The sequence below is a fragment of the Brevundimonas sp. genome (assembly GCF_044336875.1).
Classification (GTDB): domain Bacteria; phylum Pseudomonadota; class Alphaproteobacteria; order Caulobacterales; family Caulobacteraceae; genus Brevundimonas.
Genome location: NZ_JBIIOP010000016.1, coordinates 47,588 through 64,941 on the forward strand (window position 1 = coordinate 47,588; position 17,354 = coordinate 64,941).

Annotated in this window: 14 protein-coding genes; 4 read left to right on the forward strand and 10 right to left on the reverse strand. The window is 66.3% G+C overall.

Going from position 1 to position 17,354, the window contains the following annotated elements; genetic code table 11:
• The first annotated feature begins 182 nt into the window (after positions 1 to 182).
• Together ACIQ1T_RS15395 and ACIQ1T_RS15400 are read left to right on the forward strand one after the other, a co-directional pair.
• Positions 183 to 3,140: a TonB-dependent receptor domain-containing protein gene (locus ACIQ1T_RS15395; RefSeq protein ID WP_395945427.1), complete on the forward strand. Its 2,958-nt coding sequence runs from the start codon at positions 183 to 185 to the stop codon at positions 3,138 to 3,140.
• A 139-nt stretch (positions 3,141 to 3,279) separates the two neighbouring features.
• On the forward strand, positions 3,280 to 3,852 hold the full coding sequence (locus tag ACIQ1T_RS15400) for a hypothetical protein (protein ID WP_395945428.1): 573 nt from the start codon (positions 3,280 to 3,282) through the stop codon (positions 3,850 to 3,852).
• 45 nt (positions 3,853 to 3,897) lie between these two features.
• Here the strand turns inward: ACIQ1T_RS15400 and metH are convergent, their stop codons facing one another.
• Genes metH through ettA form a run of 10 tightly spaced genes read right to left on the reverse strand, consistent with a single transcriptional unit; the run spans position 3,898 to position 14,946 of the window.
• On the reverse strand, positions 3,898 to 6,564 hold the full coding sequence (metH, locus tag ACIQ1T_RS15405) for a methionine synthase (protein ID WP_395945429.1): 2,667 nt from the start codon (positions 6,562 to 6,564) through the stop codon (positions 3,898 to 3,900).
• Positions 6,565 to 6,575: 11 nt separating this feature from the next.
• Positions 6,576 to 7,082, reverse strand: a complete 507-nt coding sequence (locus tag ACIQ1T_RS15410; protein ID WP_395945430.1) for a RidA family protein — start codon at positions 7,080 to 7,082, stop codon at positions 6,576 to 6,578.
• A gap of 22 nt (positions 7,083 to 7,104) precedes the next feature.
• Positions 7,105 to 8,667 carry a flavin monoamine oxidase family protein gene (locus tag ACIQ1T_RS15415; RefSeq protein ID WP_395945431.1) on the reverse strand — a complete coding sequence of 521 codons (1,563 nt, stop codon included), beginning with the start codon at positions 8,665 to 8,667 and terminating at the stop codon, positions 7,105 to 7,107.
• A gap of 58 nt (positions 8,668 to 8,725) precedes the next feature.
• Positions 8,726 to 9,820, reverse strand: a complete 1,095-nt coding sequence (locus ACIQ1T_RS15420; RefSeq protein WP_395945432.1) for a homocysteine S-methyltransferase family protein — start codon at positions 9,818 to 9,820, stop codon at positions 8,726 to 8,728.
• Complete coding sequence (metF, locus tag ACIQ1T_RS15425; protein WP_395945433.1) at positions 9,821 to 10,762, reverse strand: methylenetetrahydrofolate reductase [NAD(P)H]; 942 nt, start codon at positions 10,760 to 10,762, stop codon at positions 9,821 to 9,823.
• Complete coding sequence (locus tag ACIQ1T_RS15430) at positions 10,762 to 11,724, reverse strand: ArsR/SmtB family transcription factor (RefSeq protein ID WP_395945434.1); 963 nt, start codon at positions 11,722 to 11,724, stop codon at positions 10,762 to 10,764. The genes metF and ACIQ1T_RS15430 overlap by 1 nt, the downstream gene beginning before the upstream one ends.
• A 47-nt stretch (positions 11,725 to 11,771) precedes the next feature.
• Entirely contained in the window at positions 11,772 to 12,698 is a 927-nt protein-coding gene (locus ACIQ1T_RS15435; RefSeq protein ID WP_395945435.1) for a 2-hydroxyacid dehydrogenase, read from the reverse strand.
• The gene (locus ACIQ1T_RS15440; protein ID WP_395945436.1) at positions 12,695 to 13,027 is read right to left on the reverse strand and encodes a DUF5615 family PIN-like protein; all 333 of its coding nucleotides are present in this window, start codon (positions 13,025 to 13,027) and stop codon (positions 12,695 to 12,697) included. The genes ACIQ1T_RS15435 and ACIQ1T_RS15440 overlap by 4 nt, the downstream gene beginning before the upstream one ends.
• A complete protein-coding gene (locus ACIQ1T_RS15445) occupies positions 13,024 to 13,254 on the reverse strand; it encodes a DUF433 domain-containing protein (RefSeq protein ID WP_395945437.1) in 231 nt (76 codons plus the stop codon). The genes ACIQ1T_RS15440 and ACIQ1T_RS15445 overlap by 4 nt, the downstream gene beginning before the upstream one ends.
• A 24-nt stretch (positions 13,255 to 13,278) precedes the next feature.
• Positions 13,279 to 14,946, reverse strand: coding sequence for an energy-dependent translational throttle protein EttA (ettA, locus tag ACIQ1T_RS15450; protein WP_395945438.1), 1,668 nt, complete (start codon positions 14,944 to 14,946; stop codon positions 13,279 to 13,281).
• A 207-nt stretch (positions 14,947 to 15,153) separates the two neighbouring features.
• Between ettA and ACIQ1T_RS15455 the strand changes: the two genes are divergently transcribed.
• Both ACIQ1T_RS15455 and ACIQ1T_RS15460 read left to right on the forward strand, forming a co-directional pair.
• Entirely contained in the window at positions 15,154 to 16,083 is a 930-nt protein-coding gene (locus ACIQ1T_RS15455) for a mechanosensitive ion channel family protein (protein ID WP_395945439.1), read from the forward strand.
• A complete protein-coding gene (locus ACIQ1T_RS15460; protein WP_395945440.1) occupies positions 16,083 to 17,099 on the forward strand; it encodes a threonine aldolase family protein in 1,017 nt (338 codons plus the stop codon). The genes ACIQ1T_RS15455 and ACIQ1T_RS15460 overlap by 1 nt, the downstream gene beginning before the upstream one ends.
• Positions 17,100 to 17,354: the final 255 nt, after the last annotated feature.

Genomic DNA, 17,354 nt, shown 5'->3' on the forward strand with positions numbered 1-17,354 from the left:
TGAGCGACGCTGGTGTGGCGTCTTTGCGACAGGGATGTTTCCATTGTGTCGAGTTTTGGTCTTCTTGCTGGACTTGTAGAGAGCGTTGGTATGATTTCCCCGCAACCGATCGTTGGGTCGGGGATGGCTTTTGATTGGACTGCTCGTTCCGACGATTACGGTCCTTCACGGGAGAAATAGCCTTGAGCAATATCAACTATCGCCGCGGACTGCTGGCGACCACCATTATCGGCGGCGCGGCCATGGTGATGGCGGCGACGCCTTCGTTCGCACAAGAGGCCGACCAACCTGCCGAAGTCGGTGAGATCGTCGTGACCGGCTCGCGGATCGCGCGCCAAGACTACCGCTCGACGAGCCCGGTCGTGACCACCGACGCCGCCGATTTTCAACAGACCGGCGCGGTGACGATCGAGAGCCTGCTTAACGATCTGCCGCAGTTTACGCCGTCGATCGGCTCGACCTCGAACAACCCGTCCAACGGCGGTCAGGCCAACATCAACCTGCGCAACCTGGGCACCAACCGTACGCTGGTGCTGGTGAACGGTCGCCGTCTGGTGCCGTCGAACGCGTCCGGCGCCGTTGACGTGTCGATCATCCCAACCGCGCTCATCAAAAACATCGAAGTCATCTCGGGCGGGGCGTCCGCGGCCTATGGGTCGGATGCTTTGGCCGGTGTGGCCAACTTCATTCTCAACGAGAATTTTGAAGGCATTCAGTTCGACGCTCAGTATGGTCAGACTGACCGCGACGACGGCGTCACCCAGAGCTACTCCCTGACCGTCGGTGGCAATTTCGCCGATGACAAGGGCAATATGGTCCTGTCGGTCGGTCGTTCGACCCGTGAGATGATCTTCAACGCCGCGCGTCCGTTCGCGGCCGTCTCCGGCGCGTCCACGACCTCACCGCTGGGGTCGACCATCCTGGATGCTGGAAACCGTCCTTCGGAAGCCTTCATGGCGTCCTACTTTGGCGTCCCGGTTGGTCCGGGCGGCCAGCTTGGTTTCAATGACGACGGTTCGATCTTTGCCTACACCGGCAAGGTCAATGTCCAGAACCCGGCAGGTGCCGGCATCGAGTACACGGCTCCGGGCGCGAACTACACGTTCAACACCGGCCCGTTGAACTATATGCAACTGCCGCTTGACCGCTGGAACGCCTATGCCGGCGGCAATTACCACATCAACGATAACGCCGAAGTTTACGTCAACGCGCTGTTCACGCAGTATGTGGCCGACTCCGAACTGGCCGCTTCGCCGGCTGCGAACGCCACTGGCTTCCGTGTTCCGTCGACCAACCCGTTCATCACCGCTGATCTACGTTCCTTCTTGAACGCCCGCCCGGATCCGGATGCGTCGTTCTTGCTCAACAAGCGCTTCACCTCGCTGGGCGGTCGTCACTCCAAGGACGAGTACAATGTGTACCAACTGACCACGGGTATCCGCGGAGAGGTCCCGAAGAGCTCCTGGACCTATGACGTCTATGCGTCCTACGGCCGGGTCAGCAATGTAACCACGCAGAGCGGCAACGTCTCGCGGTCCTCCGTCCAGGCGTTGCTTGATGCTGCGGACGGCGGCGTTAGCCTCTGCGCTGGCGGCTTCGATCCGTTCGGTGTGACCAACCTGTCGGCCGAATGCGTCAGCTTCATCGGTCGTTCGGCCCGTAACCAGACGGTCACCGAACAGCGCGTCGTTGAAGCCTCCCTGCAAGGTAAGGCCTTCGACCTGCCGGCTGGTGAAGTCCGCGTCGCCTTCGGCGTTCAATATCGCCAGGACGACTACGACTTCCAGGCCGACGGTTCGCTGGCTCAGATCAACCCTGTCACGCCTCACTTGGGCGCCGACGGCTTGCCTGACGGCGGCAATGTCGGTGGTTCGGAAATCGCCGGCTTTAACCCGTCTCAGCCTCTGTCGGGCGGTACGAGTTCGCGCGAACTGTTCGGTGAAGCCCTGATCCCGCTGCTCGCCGATCTGCCTTTCATCCAGGCTCTGGATCTGACGGTCGGCTATCGTTACGCTGACTACAATCTGACGGGCGGCACCAGCGCCTATCGCGCCGATCTGGACTGGACCATCATCGACGGCCTGCGCGTCCGCGGCGGTTACAACCGCGCCGTTCGCGCGCCCTCGATCGGTGAACTGTTCTCGCCCGTCAACGTCGGCTTCCCGGCCATCGGCGCGGCTTCGGCGGACGGCATCGAGGGTGACCCCTGTGACGTCAACAGTAGCTATCGTCAGCCCGGCAATCCGAACGCGGCGGCCATTCAAGCCCTGTGTGTCGCTCAAGGCATTCGTGCCGAAGACTATGCGACCTTCGTCTACTCGAACGAGCAGGTTCAAGGCGTGAGCGGCGGCAACCCGGATCTGTTCGAAGAAACCTCGGACAGCTGGTCGGTCGGCGTTGTCTGGCAATCGCCGTTCTCGCAACCGCTGCTGTCGGGCATCTCCACCTCGGTCGATTACTATAACATCGAAATCACCGACGCGATCGGCGCCATCACGGTCGACCAACAACTGCAAGGTTGCTTCAACGCGACCGGTGAAAACCCGACGTTCGATCCGAACAACAGCTACTGCCAGCTGTTCAGCCGTGATCCGCTGTCGGGCAACATCACCAACACGTTCGAGAACAACGCCAACCTCGGTATGGTGAAGACCTCGGGCATCGACTTCCAGGCCGACTGGCGCTTCGATCTGGCCGATGCCGGTGCTCCGGCGTGGGGTTCGCTCGATGTCAATGCGATCGTCAGCTGGCTGGAAAACTATGAAGACAACGTCGTCGCTGGCGGCGTCTTCACGGACCGCACCGGTACGATTTCAAGCGTGTTCGGCCGCACCTTCCCGGAATGGAAGTCGCTGACGACGATCAACTGGTCCAACGGCGCCTTCGGGGCCGGGCTCCGTTGGCGTCGCGTCGGGGAGATGGAGATCTTCAACGGCGCCGACACCCTGCCGGCCATCGACTACTTCGACCTGAACGGTTCGTGGAGCATCCACGACAACGTCTCGCTGCGCGCCGGTGTGAACAACCTCACCGACGAACAGCCGAACGTCTACTCGCCGGGTGTTCAGGCCAACACTGACCCGTCGACCTATGACGTCTTGGGTCGTCGCTACTACGTCGGTCTGACCGCCAAGTTCTAAGGCTGGTTAACGACACAAGACTGAGGCGGCGGAGCAACGCTCCGCCGCCTTTTTCGTTTAAGCGGCGCCGTAGAAAAACCATCGAGGCGGACGAGCGTTGATGATCGCCGCTCGCGTGCGGCGCATCTCAAGGAAGATTATGCAGAAGCTCCTCGTCTCCGGTATCGCCGCCCTGTCGCTGTTCGCGTCGGGTTCCGCCTCGGCCCAGGATCAGGACGGTCCGATCGTTACCGGAAACCGCAACGCCGAGACCGCAGATGCCCTGAAAGTCCGCGAAGCGATCGCCTATGCGAACCCGCTGCCGCGGGGCGCGCCGACGCAGGATTATCCGCTGGTGGCCTGGTGCGACGCCCTGGTGACCGGTCACGCCGATCTGGGCGACACCCTGACCGACCACGCGCCGGAAGATGTCGAACTGGTGCGTCTGGGCCGTCTCGAAGCCCAGGATTTCCGCAGTGCTCTGGCCGCCGCCGAGCCGCGTCAGACCGCCGCCGCCAAGGCCGCCGCGCAACAGGCCGCCGCCGCCGCCAAGGCGCAATGGGCGCCGCTTCTGGCCAGCCAGGACGAGGCTGCGCGCAGCCAGTCCTTCGGCCTATTCTATGGTCTGCCGGGCCGTTGCGAACACGCCGCCCGCCGGATCCGCGCCAATATCACCACCCCGCCGGCGACTCCGGCCGAGGTCGGCCTGGAGGCTCCCGCCGCGACGAACTGATCGTCACGGCGGCAGAGGGTTTCGAACGGCGGTCCGGGCTCGCGCTCAGGCCGCCGTTTCGCGTTGGCGGGCGTAGGGATCGTAGTTGAGGATCGGGGCCAGCCAGCGTTCGGCCGTGGCCAGGTCCCAGCCCTTGCGACGGGCGTAGTCCTCGACCTGATCCAGGTCGATCTTGCCGACGCCGAAATAATGGCTGCCCGGATGGCCGAAATAGAGGCCCGAGACCGAGGCCGGGGGCGTCATGGCGAAGCTCTCGGTCAGAGCCATGCCGGCGTTGTCCTCGGCCTGCAGCAGGCGGAACAGGGTGGCCTTTTCCGTATGATCGGGCTGGGCCGGATAGCCGGGCGCGGGGCGGATGCCCTGGTACTGTTCGGCGATCAGGGCGTCGACGCTGGTCGCCTCGTCGGCGGCGTAGCCCCACAGGCTGGTGCGGACCTCCTTGTGCAGCCGTTCGGCGAAGGCCTCGGCCAGGCGGTCGGCCAGGGCCGTGGCCAGGATGGCGGAATAGTCGTCGCCGGCGTCCTTGAACCGTTTGGCGACTTCCAGTTCGCCGTGGCCGGCTGTGACGGCGAAGGCGCCGATATAATCCTCGCCCTCTTCTGCGACGAAGTCGGACAGGGCCAGGTTCGGCTTGCCGTTCGATTTCTTGATCTGCTGGCGCAGGGTGTGGAAGCGGGCGATCTCCTCGGCGCGGCTCTCGTCGGCGAAGACGGCGACGTCGTCGCCGACGGCGCGGGCGGGCCAGAAGCCGACCACGCCCTTGGCCGTGAACCACTTCTCGTCGATGATCCGCTTCAGCATGACCTTGGCGTCCTCGAACAGGTCGCGCGCGGCCTCGCCGACGATCTCGTCTTCCAGGATCAGCGGGTAGCGGCCGATCAGCTCCCAGCTGGCGAAGAAGGGCGTCCAGTCGATGTGGTCGGCCAAATCCTGCAGATCCCAGGCCTCATAGGCGCGCACGCCGATGAAGGCCGGCTTGCCGGGCATGGGCTGGGCCGGGTCGATCCGGAACCGGTTGTCGCGCGCCTGGGGCAGGGTGGCGCGCGCCTTGACCTCCTGACCACGGGCGTACTGTTCGCGGATGCGGACATATTCGTCGCGGGTCGCCTGCTCGTTCCTGGCCCTGTCGGTCTTGGACAGCAGCCCCGAGACCACGCTGACCGCGCGGCTGGCGTCGACGACATAGGTGGTCGAGCCCCGGCGATAGGCCGGCTCGATCTTGACCGCCGTATGGGTGCGGCTGGTGGTGGCGCCCCCGATCAGCAGGGGGATGTCGAAGCCGCGCCGCTCCATCTCGGCGCCGACGAAGACCATCTCGTCCAGCGACGGGGTGATCAGGCCGGACAGGCCGATGATGTCGACGTTGTGGGCCTTGGCCTCGTCCAGGATCCGGTCGGCCGGGACCATGACGCCGAGATCGATGACCTCGTAATTATTGCACTGGAGCACGACGCCGACGATGTTCTTGCCGATGTCGTGGACGTCGCCCTTGACCGTGGCCATCAGGATCCGGCCGGCCTGTTCGCGCGGCTTTCCGGCCTTCTCGGCCTCCATGAAGGGTTCCAGCCAGGCGACAGCCTGTTTCATCACCCGGGCGGACTTCACGACCTGGGGCAGGAACATCTTGCCCGAGCCGAACAGGTCGCCGACCACGTTCATCCCGTCCATCAGCGGGCCTTCGATGACGTGCAGCGGACGTTCGACGCCCAGGCGGGCCTCCTCGGTGTCGGCCTCGATGAATTCGGTGATGCCGTGGACCAGGGCGTGGGCGATGCGGGCGGCGACCGGCTGTTCGCGCCATTTCAGATCGACGACGCGGGCCTGCCCCTTTTCGCCCTTGTAGCGGGGGGCCATATCGACCAGCCGCTCGGTGTTCGAGACGTTTGTCCGCTGCGGCCGGTTCAGGATCACGTCCTCGACCGCCTCGCGCAGTTCGGCGTCGATGTCGTCGTAGACGGGCAGGTCGCCGGCGTTGACGATGCCCATGTCCATGCCCGCCGCGATGGCGTGATACAGGAAGACGCTGTGGATCGCCCGGCGCACCGGCTCGTTGCCGCGGAAGCTGAACGAGACGTTCGACACCCCGCCCGAGACGCGGGCATAGGGCAGGGTGCGCTTGATCTCGCGCGTGCCCTCGATGAAGTCGACGGCGTAGTTGTCGTGCTCCTCGATCCCCGTCGCCACGGCGAAGATATTGGGGTCGAAGATGATGTCCTCGGGCGGGAAGCCCACCTCGTCCACCAGGATGCGATAGGCGCGGGTGCAGATCTCGATCTTGCGGGCGGCGGTGTCGGCCTGGCCCACCTCGTCGAAGGCCATGACCACGACGGCGGCGCCATAGCGCAGGCATTTGATCGCGTGATCGCGGAAGGCCTGCTCGCCTTCCTTCATCGAGATGGAGTTGACGATGGGCTTGCCCTGAACGCACTTCAGCCCGGCCTCGATCACCTCCCATTTGGAGCTGTCGATCATCACCGGCACGCGGGCGATGTCGGGTTCGGCGGCGATCAGGTTGAGGAAGGTCCGCATGGCGACGACGCCGTCCAGCAGGCCCTCGTCCATGTTGATGTCGATGACCTGGGCGCCGGCCTCGACCTGCTGGCGGGCGACGTCCAGCGCGGCCGAATAGTCGCCCTCGACCACCAGCTTGCGGAATTTGGCCGAGCCGGTGACGTTGGTTCGTTCGCCGACGTTGATGAAGGTGGGACGCAAGGGGGCAGCCTTTACTGGGAAGACGGAGCCTTCGCCGCCGTGACCTCGATCTCGACGAGGAAGCCGGGGGCGGCGAGGGCGGCGACCTGTACGGTCGAACGCGAAGGACGGTGGGGTTGATCGGTCGTGCCGAAATGCTTGCCGTAGGCGCGCATCATTCCGGCGAAGTCCATGCGGCCGTCGTTGGCCGGGTCGCCGACCAGATAGACGGTCATGGAGACGACGTCGCCCAGGCCCAGCCCCTGGGCCTTCAGCGTCGCTTCGATCTTGGACAAGACGCTGGCGGTCTGGGTTTCTGTGTCGCCGTAATAGGCAATCGTGCCGCGTTCGGCGGTTGGGTCGGCGGCGTCGGGCAGAGCGCCGCTCAGGAAGACCAATTTCGATCCGGCGGGGACTGTCGAGGTGGCGGCGATGATGCTTTGCGGCGAGGCATAGGTGCGTTCGACCTCCTGCGACGAGGCGGGCAGGGCGGACGCCAGCACGGCGACGAGGGGAAGGGCGGCGAGAGCGGTCTTCATCGGTGAGGCTCCTGGTTTCAACTCAAGCCGCGCGTGCGCGGGTCTGTTCGGCGATCTGGCCCACGGCCCGCCAGGCGCTGACGAATGCGCCCTGTTGCCAGGCGCCGACGTGGCTCAGGTGTTCACCGGCGAAGATGAAGGGCCCTTCCGGCGCGGTCATCAGATCATAGGCCTCGGCGTCGGTCGCCGCCATATGAGCGGCTATCCCCTTTGAATAGGGAATATTCGCCCAGCTGACCGAGACGGGGCGGCTGATCGCGCCGCCACGACCGGGGTGCAGCCGCTCGATCGATTGTCGGGCGTAGTCGTCACGCTCGGCCAGGGAGCGCGCCCCCATGCCGACCGCGCCGCGGCCGAAGCTGTAGCCGGCGACCAGCACGCCGGTCGGGCGGTGGAAGCCGCCGGACGGATACCAGGTCATGAAGGTGTCGCGGTCCGAGAAGCTGAGCCCGCCGTAGATCTGGGCCTCCGTCTCCCAGAAACGTGGGGACTGATAGGCGATCTTGAAGGCGTCGCCGTTGCTGGTGCGGGCGATGGCCGCCTTCTTGGCGGCGGGGAAGTCGTTGGCGATATCCTTCAGCACAGGGAAGGGTATGGTGCAGAGACAATGGTCTGCCCGGATCGTCGTGGTCTCGCCCGTGGGCTTGTCCCGCCAGGCGATCTCCACGCCGTCGCCGCGACGCGACAGTCGCACTACTTCCGCATTCAGGGTGACGGCGCCGCCCAGTCGGTCGGCGAAGGCTGCGGGGATGCGATCCATGCCCCCGACGGGTTGGAGCATGGTCGCCTGCATGTCCATGGCGTCCGTGAAGCCGGGCGCGCCCCAGGCCAGCGGATGCATCAGGGCCGCCAGGGTCATGGCGTCGCGGGTCTTGCCGGATATGGCGCCTGCCGCCGGTTCGATCTCGAAACCGAGACGGTCGCCGTGGGTGAAGGCCAGATCGGGATCCAGGCCGCCCCATTCGACGAGAGAGTCGACCAGCCGTTCCACGTCGGCCCCGGTCAGGGCCGTGTCGACGCCGCCGTTCCTGACCGCCTTGGCCAGCAGAGAAGCGACATGACCTCGCACGCCATAGGCGGCTTCACGCATCTGCAGCGGCTTGCCGCCGTTCAGCGTGTCGGATTGAATTCGCGTCGAGAAGGACTGATTGACCATCACCTCCAACTCCACGCCCAGTTCCCGGCAATAGCCCAGGGTCGCCTGGTGGTGGCTGGGGATCCGCCCCGCCCCCGCGTTGAAGTAGAGACCGTCGTCGAAGCTGCAGATCTGGTCCGGACCGGTCAGGTGCGCGATCCGGTCCCCGTTTCGAACCGACCAGTTGCGGCCGCCGACGCGGTCGCGGGCCTCCAGCACCTTTACCGAATAGCCGGCCTTGCCCAGTTCGTAAGCCGCGCTCAGGCCCGCCAGGCCGGCGCCCAAAATCACGACCGAACGACCGGCGCCGGATCCCGGGGCCAAAGCCGGCGTCTGGGCATGGGCCACGCCGTCGTCGACCAGGCCAAGCATGCGCATGGTCGTATAGAGGGCGCCGGTCCCGCCGACCGCCGCGATCCGAGCCAGAAATTCACGCCTGCTGCCCTTCATGGCCACATCCCCCAATGCTGCGATGCAGCAATGGGGCATGATCCGGGCGCGGACGCAATCACGCCACCAGCTCGAACGGTTCGAGCCCGCTCAGACGCAGGGCCACCGGGCGCTCAGGGATCTCGCGCGGCTTCAGCGGGGCGACTTCCTCGGCGACGTGTTTGATGTGGTCGGGCGTGGTGCCGCAGCAGCCGCCGACGATGTTGACCAGGCCGGAGGCGGCCCATTCCTCGATGAAGTGGGCGGTCTCGTGCGGTTCCTCGTCGTACTGGCCCATGGCGTTGGGCAGGCCGGCGTTGGGATAGGCGGCGACCAGGGTGTCGGCGACGCGGCTCAGTTCGGCGATGAAGGGGCGCATCAGGTCGGCGCCCAGGGCGCAGTTGAAGCCCACGGCGAAGGGCTTGGCGTGGCGCACGCTGTTCCAGAAGGCCTCGGCCGTCTGGCCCGACAGGGTGCGGCCCGACCGGTCGGTGATGGTGCCGCTGATCCAGATGGGCAGGGCGTCCATGCCCTCGTCCTCGAGATCCTTGATCGCCTTGATCGCCGCCTTGCAGTTCAGCGTGTCGGTGATGGTCTCGATCAGATAGAGGTCGACCCCGCCCTCGTTCAGCGCCTTCACCTGATGGCGATAGGCCTCGTAGACCTGGTCGAAGGTCACGCTGCGGGCGCCGGGGTCGTTCACGTCGGACGACATGGACAGCATCTTGTTCAGCGGGCCGATGGAGCCAGCGGCGAAACGGGGCTTGTGCGGCTCCTTCTCCGTCCAGCGGTCGGCGGCGGCGCGGGCCAGTTTGGCCCCTTCCAGATTGATGTCCCACACCGCCTGGGCGTCCAGGGCGTAGTCCTCCTGAGCGATGGTGGTGCCGGAGAAGGTGTTGGTCTCGGAGATGTCGGCGCCCGCGGCGTAATACTGGTCGTGCAGGTCCGAGATGATGTCCGGCCGCGTGATGCAGAGGATGTCGTTGTTCCCCTTCATCTGGTGCTTCTCGTCATAGCCGTTGGCGGCGACGAAGCGGTCGGCGCGGAAGTCAGCCTCGGTCAGGCCACGACGCTGGATCATCACGCCCCAGCTGCCGTCGAGGACCAGAATCCGGTCCTTGGCCGCCTGGTGAAGGGCGGCGATGCGTTGGGCGCGGGTGAGGGGAGAGGTCATTTACGCCACGGCCTTCTGTTCACGCACGCCCAGGACGCGGCAGATCGCATAGACTAGGTCGGCGCGGTTCAGGGTGTAGAAGTGGAAGTCGGAGAAGCCTTCTTCCTGCAGGCGGGCGCAGGTCTCGGCGGCGACCGAGGCGGCCAGCAGCTTGCGGGTTTCGGGATCGTCGTCCAGCCCGTCGAAATGGGCCTTCAGCCAGTCGGGAATGCTGGCGCCGCACGCGTCGCACATGCGCGTCAGGCCGGCGAAGCTGGACACGGGCATGACGCCGGGGATCAGGGGAATGGTCACCCCGGCCGCCCGCACTCGATCGCGGAAGCGCAGGAAGGCGTCGATGTCGAAGAAGAACTGGCTTACCGCGCGGGTGGCGCCGGCGTCGACCTTGGCCTTCAGCACCTCGATGTCGTGATCGATGGAGGGGCTTTCCGGGTGTTTTTCGGGATAGGCGCCGACCGTGACGTCGAAGCCGCCGACGCGGCCGATGGCAGCGGTCAGTTCGGTGGCGTTGGCGTAGCCGTCGGCGCGGGGCTGATAGACGCCGCCGATGCCGGAACCGCCCGGCGGGTCGCCGCGCAAGGCGACGATGTGGTCGACGCCGATGGTCTTGTAGCCCTCGATGACCTCGTCCACCTCGTCACGGCTGGCTTCGACACAGGTCAGATGGGCGGCGGGACGCAGCGAGGTCTCGGCGATGATCCGCTGCACGGTGCGGTGGGTCCGCTCGCGGGTCGAACCCCCGGCGCCATAGGTTACGGAAACGAAGGCGGGGCTCAGCGGCTCCAGGCGGCGGATCGCCTTCCACAGATTGGCCTCGGCCTCGTCGCTCTTGGGGGGGAAGAACTCGAAAGATACGCGCACGGCGTCGCGGTTCGACCCCGCGCGGGCCACGGGACCGAGCGGGGAGAGCAACAGGGCGCGGGCGTCAGCTAACGAAGCCATCAGGCGGTCTTTCGGTCTTCTGCGGCGCGGCGTTCGGCCGTCCAGATGGTCACGGTCAGGCCCTCGTTGTCCGGGGGCAGGGCGATGGGCGCGGACGGTGTCAGGCCGCCCTCGACCAGCCAGGCGTTGATCTCGCCGTCAGCGAAACCGAGGCGGCGGTGCTGGTGCGCCTCGCGCATGTGTTCGAAGTCGTGGGGAGCGAAGTCGACGATAACCAGTCGACCCTCGGGGCTGACCAGACGCGCGGCTTCGGCCACTGCTGCGGACGGGTCGGCGAGGTAGTGCAGCACCTGATGCACGATCACCAGATCGGCGCTGGCGGCGGGCAGGCGGGTGGCGAAGATGTCGCCGTGGCGCAGCTCGACCTTGTCCAGCCCGGCCTTGGAGACATTGGCCCGGGCGATGTTCAGCATGTTCTGGCTGAGGTCCAGCCCGACCGACATCTTGGCCTTCTTGCCGAACAGGGTCAGCATCCGGCCGGAGCCGGTGCCCAGGTCGACGACTCGCTCGAAGGGGCCGGGACCGGCGGCCTTCTCCAGAGCCGCCTCGACCGCAGTCTCGCTGACGTAGAGGGAGCGCAGTCGGTCCCACTGGGGCGCAACCTGTTCGAAATAGCTGACGGCGGCCTGTTCGCGTTCCTGGCGGACTTCATCCAGGCGGCGGTGATCGGCCTCGCCGGCGTCGTCGGTCAGAATGTCCAGCACGGTGTCGATCAGGCGGCGGGCCTGGGCGTCGTGCGACAGGCGGTAATAGACGCGGGCGCCGTCGGGGAATCGTTCGATAAGCCCGGCGTCGGTCATCAGCTTCAGATGGCGCGAGACGCGGGGCTGGCTCTGGTCGAGGATGCGCGACAGCTCCATGACCGACAGTTCCTCGCCGGCCAGCAGCGACAGCACGCGCAGCCGGGTCGGCTCGCCGGCGGCGCGCAGGGCTTCCACGGTCTGGTCGGCGGTCAGGCTCATGCGGTCATATAAAGATATCCTTATATGATTATGCAAGCAAAAACCGGTCAGGGCACGGGTGTTGTCAACGGTTCGCCGGCGAAATGCGCCTGGAGGTTCTGCATCAGCAGCATCAGCATGCCCTGGACCCCGGCCGTGGTGGCGCCGGCGGTGTGAGGCGTCAGCACCAGATTCGGCACGTCGGCCCAGCGCGCAGGATCGGTCGGCTCCTCGACGAAGACATCCAGGGCGGCCTGGCCCAGGGTTCCGGCCTTCAGGGCGGCGATCAGGGCGTCCTCGTCGACGACCTGGCCGCGCGAGACATTGACCAGCAGGCCGTCGGGACCGAGGGCGTCGAGGATCTCGCGCGAGATCAGGCCGCGATTGGTCTCGTCCGCCCGGCAGGCGACGACCAGGATGTCGCTGGCCCTGGCCAGGTCCAGCAGGCTGTCGGCGCGGGGCCAGTCGACAGACTTGGGGCGCGGGCCCCACCAGACGACCTTCATGCGGAAGGCCAGGGCGCGGGCGGCGACGGCCTTGCCTATGGCGCCCAGGCCGACGATGCCGACCGTCTGACCGCCGAGAGAGGCGGTGATGGTGCGCCGCTCGGCGGTCCAGGCGCCGGAGCGGACGTCGCGATCGCCCGAGACGATCTGCCGGCGCGCCGACAGGATCAGGCCCAGGGCGTGATCGGCGACGTCCTCGTGATTGACGCCGGGGGCGTGGGTGACGGGCAGGCCGCGTTGACGGCACCAGTCGAGGTCGATCCCGTCGTAGCCGGCGGTGAAACAGGCGATCAGGTCGAGGTTGGGCAGGCGTTCGATCAGCGCCTTGTCCAGCGGCGCCTCGCCGGCGACGACCAGGGCGCGGATGTCGTGGGCGGCTTCCAGGGGCGGATGCTCCCAGAAGCGATAGACGGCGTAGGCGCTTTCGAGGAAGGGCGAGAGCGGGGCCAGATGCGGCTGCATGATCAGGACGGCGGGGCGGTCGGTCATGCGCGGATTTCCAGGCCGGTTTCGCCTTGCTTCAGTCGCGTGGCGACCATCGACCAGTCGCGTCGCACGATGTCGTAAAGCGCGTCGTTGGAACAGTTTCCGAGATCGAGGCGGACCAGTTGCTGTCCACTGGGACTGCGCTGCGCCAGCGTCAGAAAGTCCTTGTCCTTGCTGACGACGATCATGCCCTGGGATCCCGCCAGGGCCCAGATTTTGGCGTCGCCGGCTGCGGCCATGCCGATCAGCTTAACGTGCGCGACCTCGTGGTCGAATGCGGAGATAATGTCGACCAGACGGACGGGCAGGTTCTGGTCGATCAGGAATTTCAAGCCGCCGCCGCCACCGAATGGTCGAGCTGGCGGGCGGCGTAGGACAAGGCGGCCCGTATGTCGTCGCCCTCCAGTTCCTCGTAGTCCGAAAGGATCTGGGCCTCGGTCATGCCCGAGGCGAGCCAGCCGAGAATGTCGTGCACGGCGATCCGCATGCCGCGGATACAGGGCCGGCCGCCGCGCTTGCCCTCTTCGATGGTGATGCGGGACAGGAGATCGTCGCTCATGTCCCGCATCCTATCACACTCGGATCAGCGGCCGAACTTCTGGTGCTGGATCCGCTTCGGAATGATGCTGTCCGCTCCCAGGCGGCGCATCTTGTCCTGTTCATAGGCTTCGAAATTGCCCTCGAACCATTCCACATGGCCCTCGCCCTCGAAGGCCAGGATGTGGGTGGCCAGACGGTCCAGGAACCAGCGGTCGTGGGAGATGACCACGGCGCAGCCGGCGAACTCTTCCAGAGCCTCTTCGAGGTTCTGCAGGGTCTCGATGTCCAGGTCGTTGGTCGGTTCGTCGAGCAGGATCAGATTGCCGCCCGAGGCCAGGGTCTTGGCCAGGTGGACGCGATTGCGCTCACCGCCGGACAACTGGCCGACCTTCTTCTGCTGGTCGCCGCCCTTGAAGTTGAAGCTGCCGACATAGGCGCGGGTGTTGATCTCGCGCTTGCCGACCATCATCACGTCGGTGCCGCCCGAGATGGCCTGCCAGATGGTCTCGTCCGGCTTCAGGTCGTCGCGCGACTGGTCGACATAGGCCAGCTTGACCGTCTCGCCGACCTTGATCGTGCCGCCGTCCGGGGTTTCCTGGCCGGTGATCAGCTTGAACATGGTCGACTTGCCGGCGCCGTTGGGGCCGATAACGCCGACGATGCCGTTGGGCGGCAGCTTGAAGGTCAGGTTGTCGAACAGGGTCTTGTCGCCATAGGTCTTGGCCAGGCCTTCGACTTCCAGCACGACATTGCCGAGGCGCGGGCCGGGCGGGATCTGGATATGGGCGTGGGTCTGGGCGCCGCGCATCGACTCCTGTTCCTCGACCATCCGCTCGTAGGCGGCCAGACGGGCCTTGGACTTGGCCTGACGGGCCTTGGCGCCCGAACGGACCCATTCCAGTTCGCGGGTGAGGGCGCGCTGGCGGGCTTCCGATTCCGACTGTTCCTGCACGACGCGCTTGGTCTTGGCTTCCAGCCACGAGGAATAGTTGCCCTCGTGCGGGTGGCCCCTGCCGCGGTCCAGCTCCAGCGTCCACTTGGTGACGAGGTCCAGGAAGTAGCGGTCGTGGGTGACGAGGATGACGCAGCCCGGGAAGTTTTCCAGGTGGTGCTGCAGCCAGGCGACGGATTCGGCGTCCAGGTGGTTGGTCGGTTCGTCGAGCAGCAGCATGTCGGGCTTGGACAGCAGCAGGCGGGCCAGGGCCACGCGGCGCTTCTCACCGCCGGACAGGTTGGTGACTTCCCAGTCGTCGGGCGGGCAGCGCAGGGCGCCCATGGCCTGGTCGATGCGGCTGTCGATGTCCCAGACGTCGCCGGCGTCGATCTTCTCCTGGAGGGCGGTCATCTCCTCCATCAGCTCGTCGGTGTAGTTCTCGCCCAGTTCGCCGGCGACGGCGTTGAAGCGGTTGACCCACTGTTTCTCCTCGCACCAGGCCTCGACGTTCTCGCGAACGTTCAGGGCGGGGTCGAGCTGGGGCTCCTGCTCCAGATAGCCGCGCTTGATGCCGTCGGCCGCGCGGGCCTCGCCCGTGAACTCGGTGTCCAGGCCGGCCATGATCTTCAGCAGGGTGGACTTACCCGAGCCGTTGACGCCAACGACGCCGATCTTGGCGTCGTTGTAGAAGCTGAGCCAGATGTTCTCGAAGATCTTGCGGCCGCCGGGGAAGGTCTTGGTCAGACCCTGCATCTGGAAAATATATTGCTGCGCCATGAGGTGCGGTGCGCCCTTCGGGTTCGTCTGATTGGGGGAGTTCCGCCGGATGTAGCGATCCTCGCGCGCAAGGGCAAATAAGGCGTGCGGAATTGGCTTCGTCTTCACGCCTTCGCTGCGAAGTCATGGAGGGACAGCGCGTCTTTCCCGACAGGAAATCGCCCCGCAGCGGGTTCCAATCCGCGACCGAGGCGTTAGACCCGGCCCATGAGCACTGTTTCTCCCATCGCCGAGGCCGTGACGGCCGGGCGCCAGGCCGTCGCCGTCGATGCGGCCGTGATCGCCAAGCTGGTCGACCTGGCCGGCGACTTCGCCATCAACCTGTCCATCGCCGTCCTGATCTTCGCCCTGACGCTGTTCGCGTCGAAATGGGCGGCGCGCGCAGCGCGCAACGCCCTGTCGCGGATGCGCGGCTTCCGCCACGACCCGACGGTGCTGAGCTTCGCCACCCAGGTGGTGCGGGTGGTGGTCATCATCATCGGCATGATCGCCGTGCTGCAGCGGCTGGGGGTGCAAACCACCTCGATCATCGCCGTGCTGGGCGCGGCCTCGCTGGCCGTCGGTCTGGCCTTGCAGGGCACGCTGTCGAACGTGGCGTCAGGCATCATGCTGCTGATCCTGCGGCCTTACCGGGTCGGGGACGTGGTCGATGTGGGCGGGATGTCGGGCACGGTGCAGCGGCTGGACCTGTTCACCACCCAATTGTCGAACGCCAACAACCACAAGATCGTCATTCCGAACTCCAAGGTCCTGAGCGACCCGCTGACCAATCTGACCGGGCAGCAGACGCGGCGGATCGAGATCCTGTTCGGCGTCGGCTACGGCGACGATCTGAACAAGGCGCGGTGCGTGCTGGCCGACATGGCGGCGGCGCACGAGAAGGTCCTGCCTGACCCCCATCCTTGGACCGGGGTGACGGCCCTGCTGGACAGTTCGGTGCAGGTGACCCTGCACGCCTGGATCAATGTGGGCGACTGGTGGCAGACCCAGGCCGACCTGATGCAGGGCGGCAAGGAGGCGCTGGACGCCGCCGGCATCGAGATTCCGTTCCCGCATCAGGTCGCCGTGCCCTATGGCGACGAGGCCCTGCCGCCGCTGGTCCACCCACAGCTTCCGACGGGCGAGAAGGCCGGCTGATGCGTTACGATTTCGGATCCGACAACACCGCCGGCATGGCGCCGAGCGCGGTCGAGGGACTGGTTCGGGCCAACGCCGGCTTCGCCCGCGCCTATGGCGCCGACGAGGTGACGGCGCGGGCCGCCGACCAGATTCGCCAACGACTGGACGCCGACGCCGACATCCGGTTCGTGTTCAGCGGCACGGCCGCCAACGCCATCGCCCTGTCGATGCTCGCCTTTCCGTTCGAGGCGGTGCTGGCGCACAACGCCGCCCACGTCTGCACCGACGAGACGGGCGCGCCCGGCTTCTTCGGCCAGGGCGTCGGCCTGATCGGCCTGCCGGGGTTCTCGGGTCGGATCGATCCGGCGGCGCTGAGGGCGCAACTGGCCGAGCCCGAGGTCGGGCATCGCCAGCCGCCGGCGGCCCTGACCCTGACCCAGGCCACCGAATATGGCGCGGTCTATACCGAAGAAGAGCTGCGTCATCTGATCGAGCCGGTGAAGGCCCTGGGTTATGGGGTCCACATGGACGGGGCGCGGCTGACCAATGCAGTCGCCGCCGGATTCGACCTGAAGGATATTCCGCGGCTGGGCGTGGACGTGCTGGTGTTCGGCGGAGCCAAGGCGGGCGCGAACTGCGTCGAGGCCATCGTCCTGTTCGACAAGACCCTGGCGCGGCGGCTGGACAACCGGTTGAAACAGGCCGGGCAGGTGGCGTCCAAGGCGCGGATGCTGGCCGGGCCGATGCTGGGTCTGCTGGAGAGCGGCGACTGGGAAAGCGGCGGGGCCCACGCCAATCTGATGGCGCAACGTCTGGCGGCCGGGGTGGCGACCCGCTCGCCCTATGTTCTGGCCCATCCGGTCGAGGCCAACACCGTCTTCGTGCGGATGCCGGCCGAGGCGCACCAGAGGCTGAACGCCCTGGGCTGGGCCTGTTATCAGTTCGACGACGGGTCGGTGCGTTTCGTCTGTTCCTGGGCGACCGAAGAGGCGGCCGTGGACGAACTGATCGAGGCCGTCGCGGGGCTGAACTGATCCAGTATCAGATGGGCCGCGCGGCGGTTGAACACCGGATCCTCGGCGGCGATGAAGCCTTGTGAAAGCGGGCTGTCCAGCCAGCGGTAAGTCGTTGCCGTCACGGCGATAGAACCCCCAAGTCCCGACCCTCTGTGTATCAAGACGGAAAGGCGACTTGCAGGGGGCGTTCGTCCCAGTTTTGGGACGTTTCGCTGGGGCGGCTCGCCGGGGCGTTTCCCGAGACGTTTCCTGGGGGCGAAACCGAGCGCGGCC

What these genes read in the sequence shown, in the direction of transcription:
- ACIQ1T_RS15400 (WP_395945428.1), top strand. Translation starts at nt 3,280, where the DNA reads ATGCAGAAGCTCCTCGTCTCCGGTATCGCCGCCCTGTCGCTGTTCGCG.
- ACIQ1T_RS15410 (WP_395945430.1), bottom strand. Translation starts at nt 7,082, where the DNA reads ATGAAGACCGCTCTCGCCGCCCTTCCCCTCGTCGCCGTGCTGGCGTCC.
- ACIQ1T_RS15415 (WP_395945431.1), bottom strand. Translation starts at nt 8,667, where the DNA reads ATGAAGGGCAGCAGGCGTGAATTTCTGGCTCGGATCGCGGCGGTCGGC.
- ACIQ1T_RS15420 (WP_395945432.1), bottom strand. Translation starts at nt 9,820, where the DNA reads ATGACCTCTCCCCTCACCCGCGCCCAACGCATCGCCGCCCTTCACCAG.
- metF (WP_395945433.1), bottom strand. Translation starts at nt 10,762, where the DNA reads ATGGCTTCGTTAGCTGACGCCCGCGCCCTGTTGCTCTCCCCGCTCGGT.
- ACIQ1T_RS15430 (WP_395945434.1), bottom strand. Translation starts at nt 11,724, where the DNA reads ATGAGCCTGACCGCCGACCAGACCGTGGAAGCCCTGCGCGCCGCCGGC.
- ACIQ1T_RS15435 (WP_395945435.1), bottom strand. Translation starts at nt 12,698, where the DNA reads ATGACCGACCGCCCCGCCGTCCTGATCATGCAGCCGCATCTGGCCCCG.
- ACIQ1T_RS15445 (WP_395945437.1), bottom strand. Translation starts at nt 13,254, where the DNA reads ATGAGCGACGATCTCCTGTCCCGCATCACCATCGAAGAGGGCAAGCGC.
- ettA (WP_395945438.1), bottom strand. Translation starts at nt 14,946, where the DNA reads ATGGCGCAGCAATATATTTTCCAGATGCAGGGTCTGACCAAGACCTTC.
- ACIQ1T_RS15455 (WP_395945439.1), top strand. Translation starts at nt 15,154, where the DNA reads ATGAGCACTGTTTCTCCCATCGCCGAGGCCGTGACGGCCGGGCGCCAG.
- ACIQ1T_RS15460 (WP_395945440.1), top strand. Translation starts at nt 16,083, where the DNA reads ATGCGTTACGATTTCGGATCCGACAACACCGCCGGCATGGCGCCGAGC.